Annotated in this window: 26 protein-coding genes; 10 read left to right on the plus strand and 16 right to left on the minus strand. The window is 60.4% G+C overall.

What is annotated here, in order from left to right; all coding sequences use genetic code 11:
• Window positions 1–121 precede the first annotated feature (121 nt).
• Complete coding sequence (locus HU759_RS29105) at window positions 122–874, plus strand: DUF2059 domain-containing protein (protein ID WP_138449639.1); 753 nt, start codon at window positions 122–124, stop codon at window positions 872–874.
• Window positions 875–977: 103 nt separating this feature from the next.
• Here the strand turns inward: HU759_RS29105 and HU759_RS29110 are convergent, their stop codons facing one another.
• On the minus strand, window positions 978–1,919 hold the full coding sequence (locus HU759_RS29110; RefSeq protein ID WP_170037056.1) for an alpha/beta hydrolase: 942 nt from the start codon (window positions 1,917–1,919) through the stop codon (window positions 978–980).
• 99 nt (window positions 1,920–2,018) lie between these two features.
• On the opposite strand from HU759_RS29110, the gene HU759_RS29115 reads away from it, so the two are divergent.
• The 4 genes from HU759_RS29115 to HU759_RS29130 all read left to right on the plus strand — a co-directional run bounded on the left by HU759_RS29115 (window position 2,019) and on the right by HU759_RS29130 (window position 4,675).
• Window positions 2,019–2,597, plus strand: coding sequence for a DUF6436 domain-containing protein (locus HU759_RS29115; RefSeq protein ID WP_017139518.1), 579 nt, complete (start codon window positions 2,019–2,021; stop codon window positions 2,595–2,597).
• 94 nt (window positions 2,598–2,691) lie between these two features.
• A complete protein-coding gene (locus HU759_RS29120) occupies window positions 2,692–3,048 on the plus strand; it encodes an EamA family transporter (protein WP_026013873.1) in 357 nt (118 codons plus the stop codon).
• Entirely contained in the window at window positions 3,048–3,461 is a 414-nt protein-coding gene (locus HU759_RS29125) for an EamA family transporter (protein WP_017139520.1), read from the plus strand. The genes HU759_RS29120 and HU759_RS29125 overlap by 1 nt, the downstream gene beginning before the upstream one ends.
• Window positions 3,458–4,675 (plus strand): DegT/DnrJ/EryC1/StrS family aminotransferase, encoded by a 1,218-nt coding sequence (locus HU759_RS29130; RefSeq protein WP_170036774.1) that lies wholly within the window; start codon window positions 3,458–3,460, stop codon window positions 4,673–4,675. The genes HU759_RS29125 and HU759_RS29130 overlap by 4 nt, the downstream gene beginning before the upstream one ends.
• Here the strand turns inward: HU759_RS29130 and HU759_RS29135 are convergent.
• Window positions 4,653–5,531: a hypothetical protein gene (locus HU759_RS29135; protein ID WP_017139522.1), complete on the minus strand. Its 879-nt coding sequence runs from the start codon at window positions 5,529–5,531 to the stop codon at window positions 4,653–4,655. The two genes, HU759_RS29130 and HU759_RS29135, sit on opposite strands and share 23 nt — an antisense overlap.
• On the minus strand, window positions 5,528–6,634 hold the full coding sequence (locus HU759_RS29140; RefSeq protein WP_170036772.1) for a GNAT family N-acetyltransferase: 1,107 nt from the start codon (window positions 6,632–6,634) through the stop codon (window positions 5,528–5,530). The genes HU759_RS29135 and HU759_RS29140 overlap by 4 nt, the downstream gene beginning before the upstream one ends.
• A 158-nt stretch (window positions 6,635–6,792) precedes the next feature.
• Here HU759_RS29140 and HU759_RS29145 point away from each other — a divergent pair, with 158 nt between their 5' ends.
• Window positions 6,793–9,147, plus strand: coding sequence for a penicillin acylase family protein (locus HU759_RS29145; protein ID WP_170036770.1), 2,355 nt, complete (start codon window positions 6,793–6,795; stop codon window positions 9,145–9,147).
• A 106-nt stretch (window positions 9,148–9,253) separates the two neighbouring features.
• Here the strand turns inward: HU759_RS29145 and HU759_RS29150 are convergent, their stop codons facing one another.
• Window positions 9,254–10,162: an AraC family transcriptional regulator gene (locus HU759_RS29150; protein WP_170036768.1), complete on the minus strand. Its 909-nt coding sequence runs from the start codon at window positions 10,160–10,162 to the stop codon at window positions 9,254–9,256.
• Between the two features lie 99 nt (window positions 10,163–10,261).
• Here HU759_RS29150 and HU759_RS29155 point away from each other — a divergent pair, with 99 nt between their 5' ends.
• Window positions 10,262–10,615, plus strand: coding sequence for a carboxymuconolactone decarboxylase family protein (locus HU759_RS29155; RefSeq protein WP_017139526.1), 354 nt, complete (start codon window positions 10,262–10,264; stop codon window positions 10,613–10,615).
• On the opposite strand, the gene HU759_RS29160 is transcribed toward HU759_RS29155, so the two are convergent.
• Window positions 10,593–11,558, minus strand: coding sequence for a GlxA family transcriptional regulator (locus tag HU759_RS29160; RefSeq protein ID WP_170036766.1), 966 nt, complete (start codon window positions 11,556–11,558; stop codon window positions 10,593–10,595). The two genes, HU759_RS29155 and HU759_RS29160, sit on opposite strands and share 23 nt — an antisense overlap.
• A 256-nt stretch (window positions 11,559–11,814) precedes the next feature.
• Between HU759_RS29160 and HU759_RS29165 the strand changes: the two genes are divergently transcribed.
• Complete coding sequence (locus HU759_RS29165; protein ID WP_053258547.1) at window positions 11,815–12,456, plus strand: HD domain-containing protein; 642 nt, start codon at window positions 11,815–11,817, stop codon at window positions 12,454–12,456.
• 131 nt (window positions 12,457–12,587) lie between these two features.
• On the opposite strand, the gene HU759_RS29170 is transcribed toward HU759_RS29165, so the two are convergent.
• The 8 genes from HU759_RS29170 to HU759_RS29205 all read right to left on the minus strand — a co-directional run bounded on the left by HU759_RS29170 (window position 12,588) and on the right by HU759_RS29205 (window position 21,743).
• Window positions 12,588–13,472, minus strand: coding sequence for an ABC transporter permease subunit (locus HU759_RS29170; protein ID WP_056860728.1), 885 nt, complete (start codon window positions 13,470–13,472; stop codon window positions 12,588–12,590).
• Complete coding sequence (locus HU759_RS29175) at window positions 13,469–14,389, minus strand: ABC transporter permease subunit (RefSeq protein WP_017139530.1); 921 nt, start codon at window positions 14,387–14,389, stop codon at window positions 13,469–13,471. The genes HU759_RS29170 and HU759_RS29175 overlap by 4 nt, the downstream gene beginning before the upstream one ends.
• Window positions 14,386–15,528, minus strand: coding sequence for a polyamine ABC transporter ATP-binding protein (gene potA / locus HU759_RS29180; RefSeq protein ID WP_003195240.1), 1,143 nt, complete (start codon window positions 15,526–15,528; stop codon window positions 14,386–14,388). Before potA ends, HU759_RS29175 begins: the two co-directional genes overlap by 4 nt.
• A 65-nt stretch (window positions 15,529–15,593) precedes the next feature.
• Window positions 15,594–16,688 (minus strand): polyamine ABC transporter substrate-binding protein, encoded by a 1,095-nt coding sequence (locus HU759_RS29185; RefSeq protein WP_017139531.1) that lies wholly within the window; start codon window positions 16,686–16,688, stop codon window positions 15,594–15,596.
• Window positions 16,689–16,852: 164 nt separating this feature from the next.
• Window positions 16,853–17,947, minus strand: coding sequence for a polyamine ABC transporter substrate-binding protein (locus HU759_RS29190; RefSeq protein WP_058421218.1), 1,095 nt, complete (start codon window positions 17,945–17,947; stop codon window positions 16,853–16,855).
• A 195-nt stretch (window positions 17,948–18,142) separates the two neighbouring features.
• A complete protein-coding gene (locus tag HU759_RS29195; protein ID WP_099550304.1) occupies window positions 18,143–19,507 on the minus strand; it encodes an aspartate aminotransferase family protein in 1,365 nt (454 codons plus the stop codon).
• Window positions 19,508–19,565: 58 nt separating this feature from the next.
• Window positions 19,566–20,924, minus strand: coding sequence for a glutamine synthetase family protein (locus HU759_RS29200; protein WP_017139534.1), 1,359 nt, complete (start codon window positions 20,922–20,924; stop codon window positions 19,566–19,568).
• A 39-nt stretch (window positions 20,925–20,963) separates the two neighbouring features.
• The gene (locus HU759_RS29205; RefSeq protein WP_017139535.1) at window positions 20,964–21,743 is read right to left on the minus strand and encodes a gamma-glutamyl-gamma-aminobutyrate hydrolase family protein; all 780 of its coding nucleotides are present in this window, start codon (window positions 21,741–21,743) and stop codon (window positions 20,964–20,966) included.
• Window positions 21,744–22,021: 278 nt separating this feature from the next.
• Here HU759_RS29205 and HU759_RS29210 point away from each other — a divergent pair, with 278 nt between their 5' ends.
• Complete coding sequence (locus tag HU759_RS29210) at window positions 22,022–23,398, plus strand: glutamine synthetase family protein (protein ID WP_003213894.1); 1,377 nt, start codon at window positions 22,022–22,024, stop codon at window positions 23,396–23,398.
• 219 nt (window positions 23,399–23,617) lie between these two features.
• Entirely contained in the window at window positions 23,618–24,247 is a 630-nt protein-coding gene (locus HU759_RS29215) for a TetR/AcrR family transcriptional regulator (RefSeq protein ID WP_169987989.1), read from the plus strand.
• A 122-nt stretch (window positions 24,248–24,369) separates the two neighbouring features.
• On the opposite strand, the gene HU759_RS29220 is transcribed toward HU759_RS29215, so the two are convergent.
• From HU759_RS29220 to ssuC, 3 genes are read right to left on the minus strand one after another with little or no spacing between them, the layout of a single operon-like run.
• A complete protein-coding gene (locus HU759_RS29220; protein WP_003213899.1) occupies window positions 24,370–24,585 on the minus strand; it encodes a TOBE domain-containing protein in 216 nt (71 codons plus the stop codon).
• Between the two features lie 19 nt (window positions 24,586–24,604).
• On the minus strand, window positions 24,605–25,411 hold the full coding sequence (ssuB, locus tag HU759_RS29225; RefSeq protein WP_017139537.1) for an aliphatic sulfonates ABC transporter ATP-binding protein: 807 nt from the start codon (window positions 25,409–25,411) through the stop codon (window positions 24,605–24,607).
• Complete coding sequence (ssuC, locus tag HU759_RS29230; RefSeq protein ID WP_017139538.1) at window positions 25,408–26,196, minus strand: aliphatic sulfonate ABC transporter permease SsuC; 789 nt, start codon at window positions 26,194–26,196, stop codon at window positions 25,408–25,410. Before ssuC ends, ssuB begins: the two co-directional genes overlap by 4 nt.
• Window positions 26,197–26,203: the final 7 nt, after the last annotated feature.

A 26,203-nucleotide genomic window follows, 5' to 3' on the forward strand; every position in this document is an offset into this window, starting at 1 on the left:
CGCCTATGAATCCGACAGAGCCGCCGAGCGTCTGAACACACTTTAGTCAGGTGACTGATAGGATTTCTCGACAAATCCTACGCCCGACACGGACAATAGTGGCCGACTGACAGGAGTCCCTATGCGTCGTTTGTTTTTTTCCTTGCTGATGTTCTGCGTTTTGCCCGCCTGGGCAGACGGCCATGACCAGTTGTACAAGGTCGCCGGCTGGGCCGAACAACGTGCGCATTTTAATGACGCCCTGAGTGCCGCACAGCAACGCTATCGCAATAGCCTGCCGCCGGCGGTGTACCAGGCGCTGGTGGATAACAGCAATAAACGCTTCGCCGCCCAGGCCGTGGACCAGCGGGCCGAGGCGCAATTGCGCAAAAACCTGGCGGACCCGAAACCTGCCCTGGCGTTTTTCCAGTCGCCGTTGGGTCGCAAAATCGTTGCAGCTGAATTGCTGGCCACGCGCCGCGACCAGTTGGCAAAAAATGCCAAGGGCCTGCCGCACATCGAAGCCGACGCCACCCGCAGCCTGATCATCGGCCACCTGGCCCAGGCGCTGCCGGCCCGTGAAGCCGGCGCAGAAGTCAGCCTGGCGATTGCCGGCGTAGCAGCCGACAGTTTGAGCCAGATGATTCCCGGCCTGTTGGGCGGCGGTCAGGCGCAAGGCATGTTGAACGGCCAACGTGAGCGGCTGATGCAGCAGATCGGCAATGACCTGAACAACACGCTGCTGTACGTCTACCGAGATTTGTCCGACCCGGAACTGGAAGAATTCGCCACGTTTGCGGAGTCACCTGAAGGTCGGGCGTATTACAAGGCGGCGCTGGCCGCGATTCGCGCCGGACTTGCAGTAGGTCAAAGCACTTCCAGCCTGACGCAATAAGTAATGTGGAAACAGGCTTGTGTGGGAGCTGGCTTGCCTGCAATGGCGGCGTGTCAGTTAACACCGCTATCGCAGGCAAGCCAGCGCCCACATTTGAACGGTGTTACTTCAGATGATCCGTCAGGAATTTGAAGTACTCTTCGCGAATCTCGGGAATCTCATTGGCCAAGTGATGCCGACCACGCGGCAGCATCAGCACCTGCGGCTGGTCGAACTTGCTCCGCAGCACCTGCAAGTTGTGCTGCCAGTCCACCGTCATATCTTCCTCTCCCTGCACGATCACCGGCCGCCGTGGGCTTTGCGGCGCAGCTTCGATGCGTTTGATCCAACGCGCCAGCGCGCCCACCCACGCGGTCGGCAGTTGGCGCGGCTGCAACGGGTCGGCTTCCAGAAAGGGTTTGAATTCAGGATCGTGGGTGTTCTCGCTGAACCGCCGCGCAATGCCGTTGACGAACGGGCGCAGCAGGTAATAGCTGACCTGCGACCAACCCCATGCACGCGGCCGTACCAGGGGCGAGAGCAGGAAGGTCTTGCCCTGGGCCGGGCTGTCGGCGCCGTGGTTGAGCAAATGGTCCACCACCACCGCGCCGCCGGTGCTTTGCCCGAACAGGTGCCACGGTTGCGGCAGTTGCAAGCTGTGGGCCTGCGCAAACAGCGCCTGCACCACGTCCTGGTACACCGCAAAATCGTCAATGCTGGCGCGCTCGCCACTGGAAAGACCGTGGCCCGGCAAGTCGCAGGCGATCACCACAAAACCTTGATCCAGCGCCCAGTCCACCACATGCCGGTACAGGCCCATATGGTCGTAGAAGCCGTGGTACATGAACATTGTCGCCACCGGCGCAGACGGCCACCACACCTGCGCTACCACCTGGAAGCCATCCACTTCAAAACGGCCCAAACGGCTCACGACGGGTACTTTGCGCGCCGCCAGGTCCAGCCCATAGAAACGCTGGTAGACCCGCGCCTCGGCGCTGAGCGGTTGCGCATCCACCAGTGGCCGCAAGCTCTCGCGCAGATGATCGGGGTCAAAACTCACAGGCATAAAGGCTTCCAGACTGACGGTGAAGATGAATATCGAGCTGCGATATTCATCTGTCAGGGCAAGCATGGCAAGCTACGCGACCTTCGAGGATAGTTCCGAATGCGACAACCCTACCGCTCCGCCTTGTTTGCCGGCCTGCTGTTGGTCATCTGCGCCGGCGTGCTGTGGGCGGCTTATGACTGGTTCCAGGGCCGCTATTTGCGCGCATTCAGCGAACACACCGCGGTGTTTTCCGGTGATGCCCTGCGCCTGCCCGCCGAACTGGCAGGCCCAGGCCCGATTCGCCTGGTGCACTTCTGGGACCCGGCCTGCCCCTGCAACGTCGGCAACCAGCAGCACCTGGGCGAACTGATCGAGCAATACGCTCCCCAGGGCGTCGAGTTCTATGCCCTGCAAAAAGCCGGCAGCCACGGCCAACTGCCCGACAATTTGCGCAAAATGAAACCGCTCAATGCCCTGCTCGGCGCCGACCAAGTGCCGGCGACTCCGGCCGTAGGCATTTGGGATCGCAGCGGCAAACTCGCGTACTTCGGGCCGTACAGCGAAGGGCTGACGTGCAATTCGAGCAACAGCTTTATCGAGCCTATCCTCAAAGCCCTGGAGGCCGGGCGCGAAGTCGATGCCACCCACACCCTGGCGGTGGGCTGCTACTGCCAGTGGAGCAAGGCGTCAAACTGAACGCTGGCTGTTTGACCGGCAAACTCCGATAACCTGGCCGGCAGGCTCCTGTATTGTAAGCGTCCAGTGACATTGCAAGCATACGCGAGACTCCATGAGCCAGTTAACCATCATCCTCTGGATGCTCAACGTTATCGTCGATACGTCCGGCCAACTGGCGTTCAAAGCCGCCGCCTCGGCCAGCGCCGAGCATGACGGCCTCGCCCACTGGAAACACATGCTCAAGCGCCCGTGGATCTGGCTGGGGGTGATCTGCTATGTCTTCGAATTCGTGTTGTGGCTGGCGTTCCTGACGCTGGTGCCGTTGTCGGTCGGCGTGATGCTGGGTTCGATCAACATCGTGGTGATCATGATTGCCGGGCGTTTCCTGTTCAAGGAAAGCCTGAGCAAATGGCGGTTGATCGGCATCATGCTGATCGCCTGTGGCGTGACCGTCGTAGGGTTTGAATGATGAAACGTTTTTATATCCTGGGTTTTCTCGCGCTGATCATTTTCGACACCTTGGCGCAGGTCAGTTTCAAGTTTGCCTCAGTGCATGCTGAACCGTTGACCATGGACGTCGCGTGGCTGGCCCGGGTGTTTGGCGCACCGTGGATCTACGGCGCCTTTGTCGGCTATATCGGCGCGTTTTTTACCTGGATGACCTTGCTCAAATACGCGCCGGTAGGCCCGGCGTTTGCGGCCTCGCACCTGGAGTTGATCAGCGTGACGCTGATCTCGGTCTGGCTGTTCGATGACACCCTGACCTGGCCGAAAATCATCGGCGGCGCACTGATCATCGCGGGCATCCTGTGCCTGGCGCGCAGTGAAGACAAAGAGAGCAAAACCGTCGAGGCCGAACCTTCGCAGCCTCTGGTGTCATGAACAAAGAAATCCCGCCCACCGCCGGCCTGCCCTTGCGCGGGCGGGATTTGCTCAGTTTATCGGGCGACCTCGCCCAGTCGCTGGCCCGCCAGTTTTCGATTCCACGGCCTGCACTGCCCTGCTCCGGCACCGCCGCGCTGATCATCGCCCTGCGCGTGTTGCAGCAACGCATGCCCGGCCGCACCCGGCTGATTGTGCCGGCGTACACCTGCCCGCTGGTGGCATTGGCCGCGCATTACTGCCCGCCGTTGCGTGTGGTGCCCTGTGATTTGCAGCCCGGCAGCATTGACCTCGACGAGCAACACCTCAAGCAGCTGTGCGACGACAGTACCCTGGCCGTGGTGGTCACCCACCTGGCCGGGCGCGTGGCGGATGTGGACGCCGCCAAGCGTATTGCCGAATCAGTCGGTGCCGCCGTCATCGAAGACGCCGCACAAGCCCTCGGCGCCCTCGACGATGGCCGCAGCGTCGGGCTCAAAGGCGATGTGGGGTTTTTCAGCCTGGCGCTGGGCAAAGGCCTGACCACGGCCGAAGGCGGCGTGCTGTTCAGCCGCGACCCGGTGCTGCATCAGGCATTGCACCGCCAGTGCGCGCAGGACCTGCCCTTGAGCCTGCGCTGGGAGCTGCAACGCAGTGCCGAACTCTGGGGTTACGCGCTGCTTTACCAACCGCGCGGCTTGCACTACGTGTATGGCAAGGCGTTGCGCACGGCGCTGGCACAGGGTGATGAAGTGGCCGCCGTGGGTGATGATTTTTCGGTCAACGATATCCCGCTGCACCGCCTCGGCGGTTATCGGCAAAAGGTCGGTGCCGCCGCACTGGCGCGCTTGCCCGACTACTTGCAACAAGGCCGTACCCGCGCCTTACGCCGGGCGGCGCGCTTGAATGACTTACCCGGCGTCGCGGTGATCATGGACCGGCTGGGGCAGCAAGGCACCTGGCCGTTTTTGATGGTGCTGATGCCGTCTGCACAGGCGCGTGATGCCGCCATGGCGAAATTGTGGACGGCCGGGCTGGGCGTGACGCGCCTGTTTATCCACACCTTGCCGGACTACCCCGCCGTCGCCCCTTTGCTGCAACCGGGCGGCGACATTAGCCAGGCCCAGGCATTTGCCAGCCGCACACTGTCGATCAGCAACAGCCATTGGCTGACGGACGAACACTTCGAACGCGTATTCGCCCAGCTAAAAGCTATTGTCGCCACCCCTGATTGATACGCGCCACCAGCCGGCCATTCAGCTCGTTCTGCTGCTGTTGCCAGATCTGCACCTGCGCCGGCGGCAGTTCTTCCTGGCCATCGGAGGCACTCAACCAGCGTTTGAACTTGCTCTCATAGTGGTAAGCCGAGACATCGCCGGTGATGTCCGCTCCGATGATCCGGCCCTGGCAAGCGTCGATCAGGTCGTTCAAATGCTGCTCCAGAAACTCGCCCTGGTCCCAATTGGTGTTGACCACTTCGGGGCTCAGCACGTCTTTGTCGATGGACAGGTAAACCGGCAGTGAACGGTCGAACTGCGCGAGGAACGCACGCATCAGCTCATCGGCGTTGCCGAACGCACGGTTGCTGCGCCCGGCGCCGATCCAGTTCATCCAGCGCGTGTCGACGTTGACGTTCCAGTAAGTCAGCTTGCGCTTGAGCAGCGGCGACCAGTGATTCTCCCAGGCATGGCCCAGGCCGATATCCTGGGAACCGATGCCCAACACATGCACATGCTCGACCTGTGGCAAACGGCTGGCCCAGTAAACCCATGAGCCACAATGGATGCCGAACGGGTAGCGCATGTTGTCAGGGTGGTTGTCGCAAATGATCAGTTGGAATTTCTGCTGCGTCGGCAGGCGGTTCAACAGCAGCTGGCTGAGGTGGTGATAATCGCCGCTGCCGGTGAACACACAGCCGTAATCGCTGGGCATCTGCGCGTGCAGGGCGGTTTCCAGCTCCTTGAACTGCGCCCAGCGGCAACCGAAGCGGATTTTTTCCTGCCAGGCCTGCATGGGCAAGGTGATCGCGCCGGGAATATCACTCACGGCACTGTCGAAATCGAGGATCAGCGGCGCGCGGTCCTGGCTCATTCGGGTTTCTCCTGCTGCCACTGTGCATCGCTTTCAAAGTGATGACGGAAACGGTTGCCGAGCTTGCGCAGCAGCGGGTTGCGGATCCAGACCAGATGACGGGTGAAGGTAAAGTCGGCGCCGAGGCTGGCCTTGACCTGCGGGTCGGTCCAACCCGCCACATAAAATTTCAGCCCATTGGCCACGGCGTATTCCAGGTTCACAAACCAGCTGACGAAGTACAGGTTGAATTCCAACGCTTGTGGGTAGTTGAGCCCGATGTACTTGTCGAGCAGCTTGTCGCCCTCTACGTAGCACAGGTTGTAGCCGATCAGTTCGTCGCAGTGCCAGTAGCAGAACACCCGCCCGTTGCTGGCGGCGTCCTGCAACAAGCTGCGGAAAAACGCCGGGGTCAGCAGGTCAAAGTGAATCTCGCTCTGGTCGTACACCGCCTTGTACAGGCTGTACAACTGCGCAAGCCACGCCTCATCGTTGAAGCGCGCATCGCCAGTGTCCAGGACTTCCACCCGCAACGCCTCGCGGCTGCGCAGTTTGCGTCGGATATTGCGTCGACGGCTGTGGGACAAACGCGCCAGGTACTCGTCGATGGTGCTGAAGTTGATCGGCACATAGGCCAGCGCCTGGCCTTCGAGGCAGATAAAGCCGCGCCGGGTACAGTCCTCGATCAAGGCTTGGGCGTAGCGGTTGTCTGCATCGCTGAGCAGCGGCGAGTCACAGGGCAGATCTTTGACGACTGTGAGTTTGCGCTGCGGCGCGCACTCTTCTTGCAGCCACTGCGCGAGGTCCTGGGGTGGCACGTTGCGGGGCAATGGCGAATATTCGCTGACCGTGGTGCCGACAAAGCAGCTGTCGATACGCAGCCACGCATTCCAAAGACCAAACCCGGGCCAGCCGCGCACACGGTTCACGAACTCGTCTTCAGCCGTCGTCAGCAGGTCAAATGGCGTGAAGAAGTACGGCAGGCCCTGGGCGGACAGCCGGGCGTCAAAGCCCTCCGGCGGGAGCTGCAAAAACCGGCCGATCAACGAGGGCGCTTCCAGGCAGCACGCGTAGGCAACCTCGGGGCGGCTGGAGTCTGGGGTAGGTTGCGTGGCGCAAGTCATGGAAAAAAGCTCAAAGATGACCGGCGCAATAGTAGCGTATTCGACACATTCGGCACTTGAACCTCGGCTGTCGCTGCGGCATATCAGCATTTCCCGCAGTTCTCGCCAAACCGATTAGACTCCGTTGACCTTCAAGGTGACTGACTCAAGGACCGTCCATGAAACGCAGCCTGACCGTGCTCGCTATCCTGATTGCCGCCCTCTTGGCCGGCGCCGGCTGGTATGTGTACAGCAAGCAACCGACCCGCCAGGGCACCGAGACACTGGCCAACCTGCAAGGCGCGGTCACGGTGCGCTATGACGACCGTGGCGTGCCGCACATTCGCGCCGAGAACGAGACCGACCTGTACCGCGCCCTGGGCTATGTGCATGCCCAGGACCGGCTGTTCCAGATGGAAATCATGCGGCGCCTGGCCCGTGGCGAGCTGGCCGAGGTGCTGGGGCCGAAGGTGCTGGAGACCGACAAGCTGTTTCGCAGCCTGCGCATTCGCGAGCGCGCCTTGAGTTACGTCGAGCACATGGACCACGACTCGGCAGCCTGGAAGGCCTTGCAAGCCTACCTGGATGGCATCAACCAATATCAGGACAGCCACGCCAGCCCCGTGGAGTTTGACGTGCTGGGCATTCCTAAACGACGGTTTACCGCCGAGGACACCATCAGTGTTGCCGGGTATATGGCCTACAGCTTTGCGGCCGCGTTTCGTACCGAGCCGCTGCTGACTTACGTGCGCGACCAGCTCGGCAGCGACTACCTGAAAGTCTTCGACCTCGACTGGCAACCCAAGGGCGCCCTCAACCTGGCCGCCAGTGACTGGAAATCCCTTGGCGCCCTCGCCGCATTGAGCGATAAGGCCCTGGCTGACAATGGCTTGCCGCAGTTCGAAGGCAGCAACGCCTGGGCCATCAGCGGCAGCCGCACCAAAAGCGGCAAACCGTTGCTGGCCGGTGACCCGCATATCCGTTTCTCGGTGCCGTCGGTGTGGTACGAGGCGCAATTGTCGGCGCCGGGTTTTGAGCTGTACGGCTATCACAACGCACTGGTGCCGGTGGCGTTCCTGGGACATAACCTGGATTTCGGCTGGAGCCTGACCATGTTCCAGAACGATGACCTCGACCTGATCGCCGAAAAGGTCAACCCGGACAACCCCAACCAGGTCTGGTACCACGGCCAATGGGTCAACATGACCAGCAGTGAACAGCAGATTGCGGTCAAGGGCCAGGCGCCGGTGACGCTCACCCTGCGTCAGTCGCCCCACGGTCCGATCATCAATGACGTGCTGGGCGAGAATGCCGGCAGCACGCCGATTGCCATGTGGTGGGCGTTCCTCGACACCGAAAACCCGATCCTCGAAGGTTTCTACGAACTCAACCGCGCCGACACCCTGGCCAAAGTGCGCGCCGCCGCTGCCAAGGTTTCAGCGCCGGGCCTGAATATCGTGTGGGCCAATGCCAAGGGCGATATCGGCTGGTGGGCGGCGGCGCAGTTGCCAATCCGCCCGGCCGGCGTGAACCCGGCATTCATTCTCGACGGCAGCACCGCCCAAGCCGACAAGCTGGGCTTCTACCCGTTCAGCGCCAACCCACAGGAAGAAAACCCGGCCCGTGGCTATGTGGTGTCGGCCAACGCCCAGCCGGCCTCGCCCACTGGCATGGAGATTCCTGGTTACTACAACCTCGCCGACCGCGGCCAGCAGTTGAACACGCAGTTGAGCGACAAAAGCGTGAAGTGGGACGTGAACAACAGCCAGGCCTTGCAATTGGGCACCACCACCGCCTACGGCCCACGCTTATTGGCGCCGCTGTTGCCGGTGCTGCGTGAAGTGGTCAAGGACCCGGCACAGTTGAAACTGGTGGAGCAGCTTGCAAGCTGGAAAGGCGACTACCCGCTGGACTCCACCAGCGCCACGCTGTTCAACCAGTTTCTGTTCAACCTCACCGACGCGGCCTTCCACCCGAAACTGGGCGACGCGATGTTCAAAACCCTGATCACCACGCGGGTGATCGACGCCGTACTGCCACGCCTGGCCGCCTCGGCGGACTCGCCATGGTGGAACGGCAAGCGCGCGGACACGGTAAAACTCGCCTGGGACAACAGCCTCGCGCACCTCAAGGCCACCTTTGGCGATGACCCGTCGCAATGGCAGTGGGGCAAGGCCCATACCCTGACCCATGGGCATCCGTTGGGCATGCAGAAGCCACTGGACAAGATTTTCAACGTCGGCCCATTCCCGGCGCCCGGCACCCACGAAGTTCCGAATAACCAATCGGCCATGATCGGCCCTGCGCCGTGGCCCGTGACCTATGGCCCGTCGACCCGGCGCCTGATCGACTTTGCCGACCCGGCCCATGCATTGACCATCAACCCCGTGGGGCAAAGCGGGGTGCCGTTTGACTCGCACTATGGCGACCAGGCGGAAACCTATATCGAGGGTGGGTACGAGCAGGCGCATTTCAGTGAGGAAGAGGTGACGGCGAATACCCGTGGCACGCTGAAGCTGTTGCCTGCCCGGTAACAGCCTGTAAACCCGATCAATGTGGGAGCTGGCTTGTGTGGGAGCTGGCTTGCCTGCGATAGCATCAACTCGGTCCATCAGGCAGACCGAGTTGATGCTATCGCAGTTAGTCTGTGTTCGCCCGCATCCGCCCCGGCGCCTCGCCATAGGTTTCCTTGAACTTCTTGCTGAACGCCGCCTGGGACTGGTAACCCACCTGCGCCGCGATATCCAGCAGGCTCAGGCGCGACTGGCGCAGCAGGTTGAATGCCAGCTCCATGCGCAGCTGCGTCAGCAGCACCCACGGCGACACGCCCGCGACTTTCACAAACGCCCGCATGAAGGTGGCCCGCGACATGGTGGCGGCTGCCGCCAGGCTGTCGATGGTCCACTCATGGCCGGGCTCGGCCAGCATCGCCTGCCAGGCTTTGCTCAGGCGCTTGTCGGCGAGCAAAGCGAAGGTGCCCGCCACCGGCGCCTGGCGGGTCAGCCAGGTGCGCAGGATCAGAGTGAACAAGGCCGACGACAGCGCGTCGATAAACGAGCGTGCGCCCAGTTGCTGGCCGTCCGCTTCGCTGCGCAGTAAAGCAATCAACGCGGCCAACTGCCCATCGCCCTGCCACTCACGGCTGGACACCACCAGGTAGTCCGGCAACGCACTGAACAACAACGACTGGCGGTTGTAGTGAAAGTTGCCGCAGAGCATATCCACGTCCGGCTGCTCTCCTCCCAGGCGGTGGATCGGCAACAGGCCGCCCTCGATGACGGTCTGCGCCACCGGCTTGACCCGCGCGCCCTGGCTGCGTACCAGGTGCGTCGCGCCACCGGGCATCAACAGGATGTCGCCCTCCTCCAGCGTCACCTGCTGGCCGCCCGACAACTCGGCGTGGCAGGTGCCCGCCAGCACAATGTGATACGGCGCCACGCCCAGCGGCTCAGGCTCGTGGTCCATGGCCCACGCGCCCTGGAACTGGCAGCGCAGGTCCAGGCTGCCGCGCAGGTTGGCCAACGCAATCAGGGTGTCGATAGAGTTCATTTGCGAGCATCGGTCAAAAAGGTGAGTGGATCGAACAAAAGCGCCAAACCTGAACCGCGCAGACTGGCTTCACACCCAACCCGTTCAGGAGTTACCGCAATGTTCAATAACTGGTCCAACTTGCTTGCTAACGTAAACAAAACCTTTGGCGCGCTGGGCAAGAGCAACCCGAAGATGGTCAAAGCCTACATGGCGCTGGGCGAGGCTGCCGAGGAAAACCAAGTACTCGACGCCAAGACCCGTGAGCTGATTTCCATCGCCGTGGCCATCACCACGCGCTGCGACGGCTGTATCGCCGCGCATGCCGACGCGGCGATCAAGGCCGGCGCGACCCGAGAAGAAGTTGCCGCCACCCTGGCCACCGCCATCTCGCTGAATGCCGGTGCTGCGTACATCTATTCGCTGCGCGCGCTGGAAGCCTACGACACGCTCACACCGGCGCCGCAAAGTTAAGCCGGAACTGTTGCGGCGTCACGCCCAGCCGGCGGTTGAACACACTGCGCATGTGCTGGGCGTCACGGAAACCGCATTGATAGGCCACAGTCTTGAGCGGTGCGGGGCTGCTTTCGAGCATCACCCGCGCCGCGTCCACTCGCGCCCGCTCGACAAACTCGGCAGGCGTTATGCGCGCCTCACGAGCAAACACCCGAGAGAAATTACGCGCACTCATGTTGGCCGCCTTGGCCAGATCGGCAATGGTCAAATCCCCGGTCAAGTTCGCCAGTACGTAAAGCTGCACCAACGCCACCGCCGAAGTGCTTTCGGCGTGAGGCGTGAGGAACGGGCTGAACTGCGACTGCCCGCCCGAGCGCTGGGTGAACACCACCAGTCGCTTGGCCACGCTCAGCGCAACTTCCGGGCCGTGATCCTGGGCCAGCAGGTACAGCGACAGGTCGATGCCGGCCGTGACGCCCGCCGAGGTGTAGAGATTACCGTCCTGCACGTAGAGACGGTCGGCATCCACCTGGGCCGAGGGGCACAGGCGCGCCAGGTCGGCGGCATCGTTCCAGTGCGTGGTGACGGTTTTGCCATCGAGCAACCCGGCGCGCGCCAGCATGAAGGCGCCATTGCAGATCGAGCCAAAGCGCCGTGCGCGGGCGGCGGCACCGCGCAGCCAATCATCAAACTGGGCGCCGAAATCCTCGAAGGGCAGCTGAGGGCCACCAGCGACCAGCAGCAAGTCGTAGGCTTGCAGGGCTTCGGGGTAATGCCGATGGGCCTGCAATGAAAGGCCGTTAGAGGCGGCCATCGTACCGTGGCCCAGGCCGATCACTTCAAGCTGATAATGGTCTTCGGGCAGCAGGAAACGGTTGGCCTCGCAGAACACATCCATGGGGCCGGTCACGTCCAGTGACTGGACGCCGGGGAAGATCAGGATGGCGACGGTTTTGCCCATGAACAACACACCTTCTACTGGAGGAACATAAACCCCTGTGGGAGCTGGCTTGCCTGCGATGGCCTCCCCTCAGTCTAACTGACAGACCGAGTCGTCAGCATCGCAGGCAAGCCGGCTCCCACATTTGACCGCATGTGGCTTGATATCGAGCCACATTGGCCGACATCGCACCCTCGCCGCGATAGCCCCATCGCGGGCACGCGACCAGACTTCACTCATCGGCGCCACCCCCGGCGCTTTGTTGAGGAGAACGACCATGAGCAACTCCATCGCAGGCATCCAGATCCCGGACAGCGCCCTGGCCAAGGCCACCACCGAATACATCCGCGACGTCGAGTCCGACTTGCTTTACCACCACTCGCGCCGGGTGTTTCTGTTCGGTGCGTTGAGCGGTGAGCGCAAGCAACTGGCCTACAACCCGGAACTGCTTTACGTCGGCGCGATGTTCCACGACCTGGGCCTGGTCGAAGGCCATCGCAGTAACAACGAGCGTTTCGAAGTGGACGGCGCCAACGCGGCGGCCGCATTCCTCAAGCCTTACGGGCTGAGCGATGACGATATCGAACAAGTCTGGCTGTCGATCGCCCTGCACACCACGCCGGGTGTACCGCAGCACTTGCGCCCGACCGTGGCGCTGGTGACCGCTGGTGTCGAGATGGATGTGCTGGGCATGGACTACGCCGCCTTTTCCAGCGTGCAGCGCGAAGCCGTGGTGCATGCGCATCCACGCGGCGAAGGGTTCAAGGAATGCATCATCTGCGCGTTTGCCGACGGCTTGCGTCATCGCCCGCAGACCACGTTTGGCAACGTGAAGACCGATGTGCTGGTGGATCAGGAGCCGGGGTTCAAGCCGATGAATTTTGTCGAGGTGATTCGCAAGTCGCCGTGGGCTGCATAGCTGACTTGAAATGCAATCAAATGTGGGAGCTGGCTTGCCTGCGATAAGGCCATGTCAGTCGACTCATCCTTCGACTGACACACCGCTATCGCAGGCAAGCCAGCTCCCACATTGTTTACGTGTTGCGCCAGTTAGACCGGCGCAGGCGCCCGGCGCTTGTCCGGTTGCTGCCAACCGTCCGCCGCCGCTTCTTCGATGGCTTGTTGGATCGCCTTCTTGCGCATCTCTTCGGCCCGACGGCTGAAGAACCACACCAGGAAGGTCACCAGCGACACCGCCAGCAGAATCAAACTGGCCACGGCGTTGATCTCGGGTTTAACCCCCAGACGTACTGCCGAGAACACTTCCATCGGCAACGTAGTCGAACCCGGCCCCGACACGAAGCTGGCCAGTACCAGGTCGTCCAGCGACAGCGCGAACGACATCATGCCGCCCGCTGCCAGGGACGGCGCGATCATCGGGATGGTGATCAGGAAGAACACCTTCCATGGCCGAGCGCCCAAGTCCATCGCCGCTTCTTCGATCGACAGGTCCAGCTCACGCAAGCGCGCCGACACCACGACCGCCACATACGCGGCACAGAACGTTGTGTGAGCGATCCAGATGGTGACGATGCCACGTTCCTGGGGCCAGCCAATCATCTGCGCCATCGCCACGAACAGCAGCAACAGCGACAGACCGGTGATCACCTCGGGCATCACCAATGGCGCGGTCACCAGGCCGCCGAACAGCGTGCGGCCCTTGAAGTGACTGATACGGGTCAGCACGAACGCCGCCAGCGTACCCAATGCCACCGCCGCAACGGCGGTGTAGCAGGCGATTTCCAGCGAGCGCGCCACCGAGCCCATCAACTGGGTGTTGTCCAGCAAGCCCACGTACCACTTGATCGACCAACCGCCCCACACCGTCACCAGTTTGGATTCGTTGAACGAGTAGATCACCAGGATCAGCATCGGCAGGTAGATAAACAGCAACCCCGCCACCAGCATGAAACTCGAGAAACTGAAGCGCTTCATATCTTGCCCTCCATCTCTTTGGCTTGGCTGCGGTTAAACAGGATGATCGGCACGATCAGGATCGCCAGCATCACCACCGCCAGGGCAGACGCCACCGGCCAGTCACGGTTGTTGAAGAATTCTTGCCACAGCACTTTACCGATCATCAGGGTTTCCGGGCCGCCGAGCAGTTCAGGAATCACGAACTCGCCCACTACCGGAATGAACACCAGCATGCAGCCGGCGATGATGCCGTTCTTGGACAGCGGCACGGTGATTTTCCAGAAGCTGTTGAAGGTGCTCGAACCCAGGTCCGATGCGGCTTCCAGCAGGCTCTGGTCATGTTTGACCAGGTTGGCGTACAGCGGCAGGATCATGAACGGCAGGTACGAATAGACCACGCCGATATACACCGCAATGTTGGTGTTGAGGATCTGCAGCGGCTCGTTGATCAGCCCGATGGACATCAGGAAGCCGTTGAGCAACCCGTTGTTGCTGAGGATGCCCATCCACGCATACACGCGGATCAGGATCGCGGTCCAGGTCGGCATCATGATCAGCAGCACCAGCACGGTCTGCATCTCTTTGCGCGCGCTGGCAATGGCGTAGGCCATCGGGTAGCCGATCAACAGGCACAAGATCGTGCTGAAAAACGCCATCTTCAGCGAGCCCAGGTAGGCGGCGATGTACAGCTCATCGTCGCCGAGCATCGCGTAGTTGCCCAGGTTGAGCACCAATTGCAGCTTTTGCTCAACGAAGGTGTAGATCTCGGTGTAAGGCGGGATCGCCACGTCGGCTTCGGCAAAGCTGATCTTCAGGACGATGAAGAACGGCAGCGCAAAAAACAGGAACAGCCAGAGGAAAGGGATCCCGATGACCACATGCCGGCCACCGGGTGTTATTCGTTGCAGTTGGCGTTTGAACTTCTTCATGTTCATGAGCGAAGTACCACGCCGCTGTCGTCTTCCCACCACACGTACACCTGGTCACCCCAGGTTGGGCGCTGGCCACGGCGTTCGGCGTTGGCCACGAAGGACTGCACCAGCTTGCCGCTTGGCAGTTCCACGTAGAACACCGAATGGCCGCCCAGGTAGGCGATGTCGTGCACCTTGCCGCTGGACCAGTTGTGCTCGCAGGTCGGCATTTCGGTGGTGACCAGCAGCTTTTCCGGGCGGATCGCGTAGGTCACCGACTTGTCTTCCACCGAGGTGGCGATGCCGTAGCCCACGTAGATGTCGCGGTCCAGGTCCGGGCACTTGAGCACCGCGTGGCCTTCGGCGTCGTCCACCACTTGGGTGTCGAAAATGTTCACGTTGCCGATGAACTCGCACACCAGGCGGCTGGTTGGGGTTTCGTAGATGTCGATCGGGCTGCCGATCTGCGCGATCCAACCCAGGTGCATGATCGCGATGCGCTCGGCCATGGTCATGGCCTCTTCCTGGTCGTGGGTCACCATCACGCAAGTCACGCCGACGCGCTCGATGATTTCCACCAGTTCCAGCTGCATCTGCGAACGCAGCTTTTTGTCCAATGCGCCCATCGGCTCATCGAGCAGCAGCAGTTTCGGGCGCTTGGCCAGGGAACGTGCCAACGCCACACGCTGGCGCTGGCCACCGGACAGTTGGTGCGGCTTGCGCTTGGCGTACTGGCTCATCTGCACCAGCTTGAGCATCTCGGCCACGCGGGCGTCGACTTCAGCCTTGGGGATCTTGTCCTGTTGCAGGCCGAAGGCGATGTTCTGCGCCACGGTCATGTGTGGGAACAAGGCGTAGGACTGGAACATCATGTTGATCGGCCGCTCGTAGGGCGGCATGTCGGTGATGTCCACACCGTCGAGGTAGATGCGACCTTCCGTTGGGCGCTCGAAGCCTGCGAGCATGCGCAGCAGGGTGGATTTGCCCGAACCCGAGCCGCCGAGCAAGGCGAAGATCTCGCCTTTTTTGATTTCCAGGGACACATCGTCCACGGCAATCGTCTCGTCGAACTTCTTCGTGACCCGGTCGATTTTGACCAACACCTTTTTCGGTGTCTGGTCGCCCTCGAGGGCTTTCTTATAGGCGCCGGAGGCAACTGCCATTTACGAAACTCCCAACAAAATTTGAGGTTCGCCCAAGACGGGCAAAACCTTGGATAGTTTGAGCTTTACTTGCCCGTCTTGACCTTGGTCCAGCTACGGGTCATTAAACGTTGCACTTTCGGGGGTAGCTCGAAGTTGACGAACGTCCGGTCGAGAACCGCCTGCGGTGGGTAAACCGCTGCGTCAGTGCGTATCGATTGCTCCATCAGTTTGTCCGCGCCTGGGTTAGGGTTGGCGTAACCGACTTGATCACTGACCTGAGCGATCACCTCAGGTTGCAGTAAATAGTTGATGAAGGCGTGGGCCTCTTTGACGTTGGTGGCGTCCTTGGGAATCGCCAGCACGTCAAACCACAAATTGCCGCCTTCTTTGGGAATCGTGTAGGCGATGTTCACGCCTTTGCCAGCCTCGGCCGCACGGGCCTTGGCCTGGAACACATCACCGGAGAAACCGGCTGCCACGCAAATGTTGCCGTTGGCCAGGTCCGAGATGTATTTGGAAGAATGGAAATAGGTCACGTAGGGCCGCACTTTGAGCAGCTTCTCTTCGGCCTTCTTGTAGTCTTCAGGGTTGGTGCTGTTGGGGTTCAGGCCCATGTAGTTGAGCACCGCCGGCAGCATTTCATCGGCCGAGTCCATGAACGAAACGCCACAGGTGGCGAGCTTCTTCATGTTCTCCGGCTCGAACAGCACGGCCCAGGAGTCGATATGGTCGACGCCCAGCACTTCTTTGACTTTATCGACGTTGTAGCCAATGCCGTTGGTACCCCACAGGTACGGCACGGAATACTGGTTACCTGGATCGTTCTTTTCCAGGCGCTTCAGCAGCGCCGGGTCGAGGTTGGCATAGTTTGTCAGCAATGACTTATCGAGCTTCTGGAACGCGCCAGCCTTGATCTGCTTGCCGAGAAAATGGTTGGACGGCACCACCACGTCGTAACCGGTACGACCGGCGAGCAACTTGCCTTCCAGGGTTTCGTTGGAATCAAACACGTCATACACGGGCTTGATGCCTGTCGCCTTTTCAAAGTTGGCCAGGGTGTCCGGGCCAATGTAGTCCGACCAGTTATAAATATGCACCGTCGGTGCGGCCTGCACGCTCACAGCCAGCGTGATACCTGCACCCACCAGCATGGCTTTGCGAAATAAAGAAATTGGCAAGTGGAGGTCCTCTTAAATAGTTGGGCCTTAAAGTTGTTGCCCGGCAACAAAACCGGCGCGCAACTTACCCTCGATAAACCGATCCGGCAAAACTTTCTGTCATTTAATTTTTGTGAACGGGTTTGTGCAGGAGCGGGCAAGCCCGCTCCCACAGGTTTCAACGTTTATTTACCCGATTTGATCTTGGTCCAGCTGCGTGTCATTTCACGCTGGGTTGCAGCCGGCAAGTCAGCAATGGCGTAGAGCTTGGCCTGCACATCGGCTGGCGGGTAGATGCCCGGGTCGCTGGTGATGTCTTTGTCGACCAGTGCGGTAGCCTTCTCGTTACCGTTCGGGAATCGCACGCTGTTGGTGATCGAGGCCATGACTTCCGGCTTGAGCAGGTAGTTCATGAACTTGTAGGCTGCGTCGACGTTTTCGGCATCTTTAGGGATGGCGACCATGTCGAAGAAGCTGCCGGCGCCTTCTTTCGGAATGTCGTAGGCCACTTTGACCTTGCCACCGGCTTCAGCCGCGCGGGACTTGGCCTGCTGGATGTCACCCGAGTAACCCACGGCTACGCAGATGTTGCCGTTGGCCAGGTCCGAGATGTACTTGGACGAGTGGAAGTAGCCGATCGATGGACGCAGCTTGAGGAACAGGTCTTCAGCTTGCTTGAGGTCAGCTTTCTTCTGGGTGTCGGTCGGCAGGCCCAGGTAGTGCAGTGCCACCGGGAGCATTTCGGTTGGCGAATCAAGGAAGCTCACACCACAGCTTTTCAGCTTGGCGATGTTTTCAGGCTTGAGCAGCACGTCCCACGAGTCGATCTTGTCGATACCCAGTGCAGCCTTGACCTTCTCCGGGTTGTAGCCGATGCCGATCGAGCCCCACATGTACGGGAAGGCGTGCTTGTTGTCCGGGTCGCTGATCGACACGGCTTTGAGCAGGGATTTATTCAGGTTGTCGTAGTTAGTCAGCTTGGACTTGTCCAGCTCCTGATAGACACCGGCCTTGATCTGCTTGGCGAGGAAGTTGTTCGACGGCACGACGATGTCGTAACCGGACTTGCCTGCCAGCAACTTGGCTTCGAGGGTCTCGTTGCTGTCAAAAACGTCGTACACCACCTTGATGCCCGACTCTTTTTCAAAGTTGGCGATGGTGTCCGGTGCAATGTAGTCGGACCAGTTGTACACATGCAGGACTTTATCGTCTGCCTGGGCCGCGCCCGCCATTGCGCCCAACAGGGACAAGGCGAGGAGGGTCTTGCCAGCGTTCTTCAAACCTAATGCCTTCATTTGGTGATGCTCCAATTTTTCTTTTTTGGGCCACGTTCTTACAGTGTTAAGCGGCCCGTCTAAAGGGCAACAAAACAGGGCGACAGTCTGGCAAGTTCCGAGGCCGGCTTTCAACCAAAGCCTCATTTATAGCTGCTCAGAATGCAGCGCCCGAAAGCCGCTGCGTTCTGAGCCTAGCACTTAGCCCTGCAATGCCGCCAAAGTCAGGTCCAGGCAGTGGCGAGCCTTGGTCACCAGCTCGTCGATTTCCGCGTTGCTGATCACCAGCGGCGGCGAAATGATCATGGTGTCGCCCACGGCGCGCATGATCAGGCCATTCTCGAAGCAGAACGTGCGGCAGATCATGCCCACACCACGGCCTTCGTAACGTTTGCGCGTGGCCTTGTCCTGCACCAGCTCAATCGCCCCGAGCATGCCCACACCGCGCACTTCACCCACCAGCGGGTGATCAGCCAGTTCCCTCAGACGTTTCTGCAAATACGGTGCCGCTTCTTCGTGCACACGCTTAATGATTTTTTCATCGCGCATGATGCGGATGTTTTCCAGGGCCACGGCGGCGGCCACCGGGTGACCGGAATAGGTGAAGCCGTGGTTGAAATCGCCGCCTTCGTTGAGCACGGCAACCACGTCGTCGTGCACGATCAGGCCGCCCATGGGGATGTAACCCGAGGTCAGGCCTTTGGCGATGGTCATCATGTGCGGCTTGAGGTCGTAGAAATCACTGCCAAACCACTCACCGGTGCGGCCAAAACCGCAGATCACTTCGTCGGCGACGAACAGGATGTCGTACTTGGCGAGGATTTCCTTGATGCGCGGCCAGTAGGTCTCAGGCGGCACGATCACGCCACCGGCACCCTGGATCGGCTCGGCAATAAAGGCCCCGACGTTGTCCACGCCCAGCTCCAGAATCTTTTCTTCCAACTGGTTGGCAGCCCAGATCCCGAACTCTTCCGGGCTCATGTCGCCGCCTTCGCCATACCAGTACGGCTGGGCGATGTGGGTGATGCCCGGAATCGGCAGGTCGCCCTGTTCATGCATATAGGTCATGCCGCCCAGGCTCGCGCCGGCCACGGTGGAACCGTGGTAGCCATTCTTGCGGCTGATGATGGTTTTCTTGTTCGGCTGGCCCTTGACCGCCCAGTAGTGGCGGACCATGCGCAGCATGGTGTCGTTGCCTTCGGAGCCGGAACCGGTAAAGAACACGTGGTTCATGCCGGCAGGCGCGACATCGGCAATGACTTTGGCCAACTCCAGCACCGGCGGGTGCGCGGTCTGGAAGAACAGGTTGTAGTACGGCAATTCTTTCATCTGCTTGGCGGCGGCGTCAGCCAGTTCATCGCGACCGTAACCGATCGCCACGCACCACAGGCCGGCCATGCCGTCGAGGATCTTGTTGCCTTCGCTGTCCCACAGGTAAACGCCGTGGGCTTTGGTGATGATCCGTGGGCCTTTCTCTTTCAATTGCTTGAAGTCGCTGAACGGCGCCAGGTGGTGATCATTGCTCAAGGCTTGCCATTCACGGGTTTGCGGGTTGTTGCTGGACATACCGGTCTCCTAGACTTTTCGGTGAAGGGCGCGCAGGTTGCCCCGCGCGCCCGGCGCATCAGACGGCGAAGAGCAGGAATTCCCGCTCCCACGAACTGATCACGCGCTTGAAGTTTTCATGCTCGGCCCGCTTGACCGCGACGTAGCCTGTGATGAATTTCTGCCCCAGGTACTTCTCGATGGTCTTGCTGTTTTCCATGCGCTCCAGGGCGTCTTCGATGGTCAACGGCAGGCGCAGGTTGCGGCGCTCGTAACCACGACCCACTACAGGTGCGCTGGGGTTATGGCCTTCGACCATGCCGATGTAGCCACACAGCAAGCTGGCGGCAATCGCCAGGTACGGGTTGGCATCGGCGCCTGGCAGGCGGTTTTCGACACGGCGGTTCTGCGGGCCGGCATCCGGTACACGCAGGCCCACGGTGCGGTTCTCTTCGCCCCACTCCACGTTAACCGGCGCCGAGGTGTCGGGCAGGAAGCGGCGGAACGAGTTCACGTTGGGGGCAAACAGCGGCAGCAATTCAGGGATGAATTTCTGCAGGCCGCCAATGTGGTTCAGGAACAGCTGGCTCATGGTCCCGTCTTCATTAGAGAAGACGTTCTTGCCGGTGGCGATGTCGATGATGCTCTGGTGCAAGTGCATCGCGCTGCCCGGCTCGCCGGTCATCGGCTTGGCCATAAAGGTGGCGGCCACGTTGTGCTTGAGCGCGGCTTCACGCATGGTGCGCTTGAACACCAGAATCTGGTCGGCCAGGGACAAAGCATCGCCGTGACGGAAGTTGATTTCCATCTGCGCCGTGCCGTCCTCGTGAATCAGCGTGTCGAGGTCCAGCTCCTGCAATTCGCACCAGTCGTAGACGTCTTCGAACAACGGGTCGAATTCGTTGGCGGCTTCTATAGAGAAGGATTGACGGCCCGTCTCCGGGCGACCGGAACGGCCAATCGGCGGTTGCAACGGGAAGTCCGGGTCTTCGCAGCGCTTGGTCAGGTAGAACTCCATCTCCGGCGCCACGATCGGCTGCCAGCCCCGGTCGGAATAGAGCTTGAGTACCTTCTTGAGCACGTTGCGCGGCGACAGCTCGATGGGGTTGCCTTGTTTGTCGTAGGTGTCGTGGATCACCTGGGCGGTGGGCTCGATGGCCCAAGGCACCAGGAATACCGCGTTCTGGTCGGGGCGGCAGATCATGTCGATGTCGGCCGGGTCGAGCAATTCGTAATAGATGTCGTCTTCGACATAGTCGCCGGTCACGGTCTGCAACAGAACGCTCTCGGGCAGGCGCATGCCTTTTTCGGCGATGAACTTGTTGGTCGGCGAGATCTTGCCCCGGGTGATGCCCGTGAGGTCGCCAATCATGCATTCGACTTCTGTGATCTTGTGGTCTTTCAACCAATCGGTGAGCTGGTCGAGGTTGTTACTCATAAATGCCTCTGGGCTGTGTTTCCTGACATCCATTAAAGGTCAGGCGTTGGTTGACGCAGCATCCGCGTCGCGTTGCATCGCCCGCTTTCGACAAGCCGAGCCAAAGGCCTGGAAGATCGCGAGGTAGTGCGGGTTAGAGCTTACCTGCCATTCGGGGTGCCATTGCACTCCTAAAGCAAAAGCCTTGCCCGACGTGTAAGAAAAAGCTTCGATCAACCCATCGGGTGCGGTCGCTTCGACCTGCATACCCGGCGCCAGGCGATCAACGCCCTGGCTATGAATCGAGTTGACCTGGATCGTCGGCGGCAAACCCAGGCCTGCCAATACCCCATTGGGGGTAATCGCCACGGCGTGCGCCGGGCCGTACTGGACTTCCAGCGGCTGGGTCTCGTCTTCGCGGTGATCCATCATGCCCGGTACTTCATGAACCTTCTGGTGCAGGCTGCCGCCGAACGCCACGTTCATTTCCTGAAAGCCACGGCAGATGCCCAGCACCGGCACGCCGGCCGCAATCGCGGCGCGCAGCAACGGCAGGGTGGTCTGGTCGCGTGCAGAATCATGAGCAGTCCCGGGCGCGCTGGCCGGACCATCGTAGTGAAAGGGTTCGATATTGGACGGGGAGCCGGTAAAGAGAATGCCATCCAGGCCGTCAAGAATATTGGCCGGGTCGAGCAGATCACCCAAGGATGGAATGATCAATGGCAAGCCCTTGGCAGCGACTGCGACTGCACGGACGTATTTGTCGCCACTGATGTGATAAGCATGCAAACCGACCTGTTTGGAGCAGGCGGTGACGCCGATTAACGGCAGGCGAGACATGAAGCACCCCGGTATTATTGCTGTTATGGGTTTGAATCGAGCTTAGCCTTGTTCATTTTTTTACACAACACCCCCGTAAAAAATACAACACGGCCCGCTTTAGCCTGCTAGTCCCAAGCCCTTCAAACCCAAAAAACCGCCCCAAAAAGCCCCAAAAAAGGCCTCAAGGCGCTTTTTTAGGGCAAAAAAGGCCTCGCTTGACTTCGGCATGCCGTTCGGGTTGACTGAAACCAGAAAAGATCAATGATTGATATTTTTAACAACAAAGGTGTTGCATCATGTCGGTACCCCCGCGTGCCGTTCAGCTTAACGAAGCGAACGCGTTCCTTAAGGATCATCCTGAGGTTCTGTACGTAGACCTTCTAATTGCGGATATGAATGGTGTGGTGCGCGGTAAGCGCATCGAACGCACCAGCCTCCACAAGGTTTACGAGAAGGGCATTAACCTGCCTGCCTCTTTATTTGCCCTGGATATCAACGGCTCGACGGTGGAAAGCACCGGCCTGGGTCTGGACATCGGTGATGCTGACCGAATCTGTTATCCAATCCCCGACACCCTGTGCAATGAACCCTGGCAAAAGCGCCCAACCGCGCAACTGCTGATGACCATGCACGAACTTGAAGGTGAACCTTTCTTCGCCGATCCTCGCGAAGTGCTCCGCCAAGTTGTAAGCAAATTTGACGACCTCGGTCTGACCATCTGCGCCGCCTTCGAGCTTGAGTTCTACCTGATCGACCAGGAGAACGTGAACGGCCGCCCACAACCGCCCCGCTCGCCGATCTCCGGCAAACGCCCGCACTCGACACAGGTGTACCTGATCGACGACCTCGACGAATACGTCGACTGCCTCCAGGACATTCTGGAAGGTGCCAAAGAGCAAGGCATCCCGGCTGACGCCATCGTCAAGGAAAGTGCCCCGGCGCAGTTCGAAGTGAACCTGCACCACGTCGCCGACCCGATCAAGGCCTGCGACTACGCGGTACTGCTCAAGCGCCTGATCAAGAACATCGCCTACGACCATGAGATGGACACCACCTTCATGGCCAAGCCTTACCCAGGCCAGGCAGGCAACGGTTTGCACGTACACATCTCCATTTTGGACAAGGACGGCAAGAATATTTTTGCCAGCGAGGATCCCGAGCAGAACGCCGCATTGCGTCACGCGATCGGCGGTGTGCTCGAGACCCTGCCCGCCCAAATGGCGTTCCTGTGCCCCAACGTCAACTCCTACCGTCGTTTCGGCGCACAGTTCTACGTGCCGAACTCGCCGTGCTGGGGCCTGGATAACCGCACTGTGGCCATTCGCGTACCCACCGGCTCGTCCGATGCCGTGCGTATCGAACACCGCGTGGCCGGTGCCGACGCCAACCCGTACCTGCTGATGGCTTCGGTCTTGGCGGGCGTGCACCACGGTCTTACCAACAAGATCGAGCCTGGCGCTCCAGTGGAAGGCAACAGCTACGAGCAGAACGAACAGAGCCTGCCGAACAACCTGCGCGATGCATTGCGTGAGTTGGACGACAGCGAGGTGATGGCCAAGTACATCGATCCTAAATACATCGATATCTTCGTCGCCTGTAAGGAAAGTGAGCTGGAAGAGTTTGAACACTCCATCTCCGACCTTGAGTACAACTGGTATCTGCATACGGTGTAAGCCGTTGCTGCTTTAAAAAATGCCGCAGGCTTTATGGCCTGCGGAATTTTTTTGAGTTTATTCCGGTAGACCGCGTTGTATTCATCGCAGGCAAGCCAGCTCCCACACTTGAATGCGTTCACAGATCAAAGTGTGGGAGCTGGCTTGCCTGCGATGAGGCCCTGGCAGACAACACACCCTCCTGCTCATACAATGCGCTCTGCCTTGTAGGAGACTTCCATGCCCACCCGCCCCGCCGCCACTCGCAAACCCCGCGCCCGCAGCCAGGCCCGGATCGATGCGATCCTCGACGCCGCCCGCACCTTGCTGGCGAGCGAAGGCGTGGCGAGCTTGTCGATCTACAGCGTGGCCGAACGGGCGCAGATCCCACCGTCGTCGGTGTATCACTTTTTCGCCAGCGTGCCGGCGCTGCTGGAGGCATTGACCGCCGATGTCCATGCCGCTTTCCGCGCGGCGATCCAGGCCCCCATCGAGCATGATTCACTCAAGGTGTGGCGCGACCTGTCCTCTATCGTCGAGCAACGCATGCTCAGCATCTACAGCAACGACGCGGCCGCACGCCAGTTGATCCTGGCGCAGCACGGGCTTGCCGAAGTGACCCAGGCGGACCGTCAGCATGATTTGGAGCTGGGGGATTTAATGCTTGACGTGTTCAACCGCCACTTCGAAGTGCCGACCTTGCCCACCGACGTGGACGTGTTCGCGTTGGCGCTGGAGTTGAGCGACCGCGTGTACGCGCGCTCGGTGCATCAGCATGGGCAGATTACGCCGCGCATGGCCGAAGAAGGGATGCGGGTGTTTGATGCGTATGTGGGGCTTTATTTGCCGGCGTATTTGCCCAAGCGCTGATCGTTCCCACGCTCTGCGTGGGAATGCCGCCTGGGACGCTCCGCGTCCCGCCTGCATTGCGGTGACGCAGAGCGTCACGGGATGCATTACCACGCAGAGCGTGGGAACGATCAGTGGAGTGATCACAACTTGGCGATCGACACCTCGGTGGACTTCACAAAGGCAATCACTTCGCTGCCAATCACCAGTTCCAGCTCTTTGACCGAGCGAGTCGTGATCACCGAAGTCACGATGCCGGACGCGGTCTGCACGTCGATTTCCGACAGCACGTCGCCTTCGACGATTTCCTTGATGGTGCCTTTGAACTGGTTACGTACGTTGATGGCTTTGATAGTCATGATGGTTTTCCTCTATGCGTTATTGAGCCCAACGCAATTGCGTAGGCAGCGGTGAAACAGGTTCAGGTTCCGGCGGTGAGCCTGGCAGCGACAGCACCCGGTTAAGCACTTCAGCTTCCAGCGCGGCCAGGCGATGTGAGCCACGGGCACGCGGGCGTGGCAGATCGACGATCAGGTCGAGGCCGATTTCGCCGTCTTCAATCAGAATCACGCGGTCAGCAATCGCCACGGCTTCGCTGACATCATGGGTGACCAGCAACACGGTGAAGCCGTGCTTCTGCCAAAGATTTTCGATCAGTTGCTGCATCTCGATGCGGGTCAGGGCGTCCAGCGCCCCCAACGGCTCATCGAGCAGCAACAGGCGCGGCTGGTGAATCAACGCGCGAGCCAAAGCCACGCGTTGCTTCTGGCCACCGGACAAGGCCGCCGGCCACTCATTGGCGCGCTCGGCCAAACCCACTGCCTCCAACGCTTCCAATGCCTTGGGACGCCAGTTGCCTTTAAGGCCCAGGCCCACGTTGTCGATGATTTTTTTCCACGGCAGCAAACGCGCTTCCTGGAACATCAACCGCGTGTCTTCAATCGCCTCGCTCAACGGCGCGGAGCCGGCCAGCAGCTCGCCGCCACTGGCTTTATCCAGGCCTGCGAGCAGACGCAGCAAGGTACTTTTGCCGCAGCCGCTGCGGCCGACCACGGCCACGAACTGACCGGCCGGAATGTGCAGATCAATCTCTTTGAGTACTTCCCGCGCACCAAAGGCCTTGCGCAATTTGCGCACCGCCAGCGGGATGCCCTTGAGCAGGCGCGGAGGTTGTTGAGCGGTCATGCCGCACCTCCTTTATTCACTTGGTAAGCCGGATGCCAGCGCAGCCACACACGTTCCAGGCCACGCGCCGCGAGGTCGGCGAGCTTGCCGAGGATGGCGTAGAGCACAATCGCCAGTACCACCACGTCGGTTTGCAGGAATTCGCGGGCGTTCATCGCCAGGTAACCGATGCCGGAACTGGCCGAGATGGTTTCCGCCACGATCAGCGTCAGCCACATAAAGCCCAGGGCGAAGCGCACGCCCACCAGAATCGAAGGCAACGCGCCCGGCAGGATCACTTGCCAGAACAGGCTGAAACCGGACAAACCGTAGCTGCGCGACATCTCCACCAGCGCCGGGTCGACGTTGCGGATGCCGTGGTAGGTATTCAGGTAAATCGGGAACAGCGTGCCGAGGGCGACCAGGAAAATCTTCGCGGTCTCGTCAATGCCGAACCACAAAATCACCAGCGGAATCAACGCCAGGTGCGGCACGTTGCGGATCATCTGCACCGAGCTGTCCAGCAGGCGCTCGCCCCACTTCGACAGGCCGGTGATAAAGCCCAGGGCCAAACCGATGCTGCCACCGATCACAAAGCCCAGCCCGGCACGCCAGCCGCTGATGGCCAGGTGCGTCCAGATTTCGCCGCTGCGTACCAGGTTGACGCCCGCTTCGATCACGGCGCTGGGCGCCGGCAGAATGCGCGTCGACAACCAGCCCGCCGACACCGACAACTGCCACACCGCCAGCAGTAAAATCGGCAGCACCCAGGGCGCAACACGATGACTTAATTTTTCAAAATCCATAATGGCG

The organism is Pseudomonas sp. OE 28.3 (assembly GCF_014268205.2).
In the GTDB taxonomy this organism is placed as follows: Bacteria; Pseudomonadota; Gammaproteobacteria; order Pseudomonadales; family Pseudomonadaceae; genus Aquipseudomonas; species Aquipseudomonas edaphica.

Excerpts from the sequence above, each read along its gene's own strand:
- HU759_RS29130 (WP_170036774.1), top strand. The coding sequence starts at position 3,458 with ATGAACAAAGAAATCCCGCCCACCGCCGGCCTGCCCTTGCGCGGGCGG.
- HU759_RS29155 (WP_017139526.1), top strand. The coding sequence starts at position 10,262 with ATGTTCAATAACTGGTCCAACTTGCTTGCTAACGTAAACAAAACCTTT.
- ssuB (WP_017139537.1), bottom strand. The coding sequence starts at position 25,411 with ATGACCGCTCAACAACCTCCGCGCCTGCTCAAGGGCATCCCGCTGGCG.
- HU759_RS29165 (WP_053258547.1), top strand. The coding sequence starts at position 11,815 with ATGAGCAACTCCATCGCAGGCATCCAGATCCCGGACAGCGCCCTGGCC.
- HU759_RS29105 (WP_138449639.1), top strand. The coding sequence starts at position 122 with ATGCGTCGTTTGTTTTTTTCCTTGCTGATGTTCTGCGTTTTGCCCGCC.
- HU759_RS29120 (WP_026013873.1), top strand. The coding sequence starts at position 2,692 with ATGAGCCAGTTAACCATCATCCTCTGGATGCTCAACGTTATCGTCGAT.
- HU759_RS29160 (WP_170036766.1), bottom strand. The coding sequence starts at position 11,558 with ATGGGCAAAACCGTCGCCATCCTGATCTTCCCCGGCGTCCAGTCACTG.
- HU759_RS29140 (WP_170036772.1), bottom strand. The coding sequence starts at position 6,634 with ATGACTTGCGCCACGCAACCTACCCCAGACTCCAGCCGCCCCGAGGTT.
- HU759_RS29115 (WP_017139518.1), top strand. The coding sequence starts at position 2,019 with ATGCGACAACCCTACCGCTCCGCCTTGTTTGCCGGCCTGCTGTTGGTC.
- HU759_RS29205 (WP_017139535.1), bottom strand. The coding sequence starts at position 21,743 with ATGTCTCGCCTGCCGTTAATCGGCGTCACCGCCTGCTCCAAACAGGTC.
- HU759_RS29215 (WP_169987989.1), top strand. The coding sequence starts at position 23,618 with ATGCCCACCCGCCCCGCCGCCACTCGCAAACCCCGCGCCCGCAGCCAG.
- HU759_RS29110 (WP_170037056.1), bottom strand. The coding sequence starts at position 1,919 with ATGCCTGTGAGTTTTGACCCCGATCATCTGCGCGAGAGCTTGCGGCCA.
- HU759_RS29125 (WP_017139520.1), top strand. The coding sequence starts at position 3,048 with ATGAAACGTTTTTATATCCTGGGTTTTCTCGCGCTGATCATTTTCGAC.
- HU759_RS29145 (WP_170036770.1), top strand. The coding sequence starts at position 6,793 with ATGAAACGCAGCCTGACCGTGCTCGCTATCCTGATTGCCGCCCTCTTG.
- HU759_RS29175 (WP_017139530.1), bottom strand. The coding sequence starts at position 14,389 with ATGAACATGAAGAAGTTCAAACGCCAACTGCAACGAATAACACCCGGT.
- ssuC (WP_017139538.1), bottom strand. The coding sequence starts at position 26,196 with ATGGATTTTGAAAAATTAAGTCATCGTGTTGCGCCCTGGGTGCTGCCG.
- HU759_RS29135 (WP_017139522.1), bottom strand. The coding sequence starts at position 5,531 with ATGAGCCAGGACCGCGCGCCGCTGATCCTCGATTTCGACAGTGCCGTG.
- HU759_RS29220 (WP_003213899.1), bottom strand. The coding sequence starts at position 24,585 with ATGACTATCAAAGCCATCAACGTACGTAACCAGTTCAAAGGCACCATC.
- HU759_RS29195 (WP_099550304.1), bottom strand. The coding sequence starts at position 19,507 with ATGTCCAGCAACAACCCGCAAACCCGTGAATGGCAAGCCTTGAGCAAT.
- HU759_RS29200 (WP_017139534.1), bottom strand. The coding sequence starts at position 20,924 with ATGAGTAACAACCTCGACCAGCTCACCGATTGGTTGAAAGACCACAAG.
- HU759_RS29150 (WP_170036768.1), bottom strand. The coding sequence starts at position 10,162 with ATGAACTCTATCGACACCCTGATTGCGTTGGCCAACCTGCGCGGCAGC.
- HU759_RS29210 (WP_003213894.1), top strand. The coding sequence starts at position 22,022 with ATGTCGGTACCCCCGCGTGCCGTTCAGCTTAACGAAGCGAACGCGTTC.
- potA (WP_003195240.1), bottom strand. The coding sequence starts at position 15,528 with ATGGCAGTTGCCTCCGGCGCCTATAAGAAAGCCCTCGAGGGCGACCAG.
- HU759_RS29170 (WP_056860728.1), bottom strand. The coding sequence starts at position 13,472 with ATGAAGCGCTTCAGTTTCTCGAGTTTCATGCTGGTGGCGGGGTTGCTG.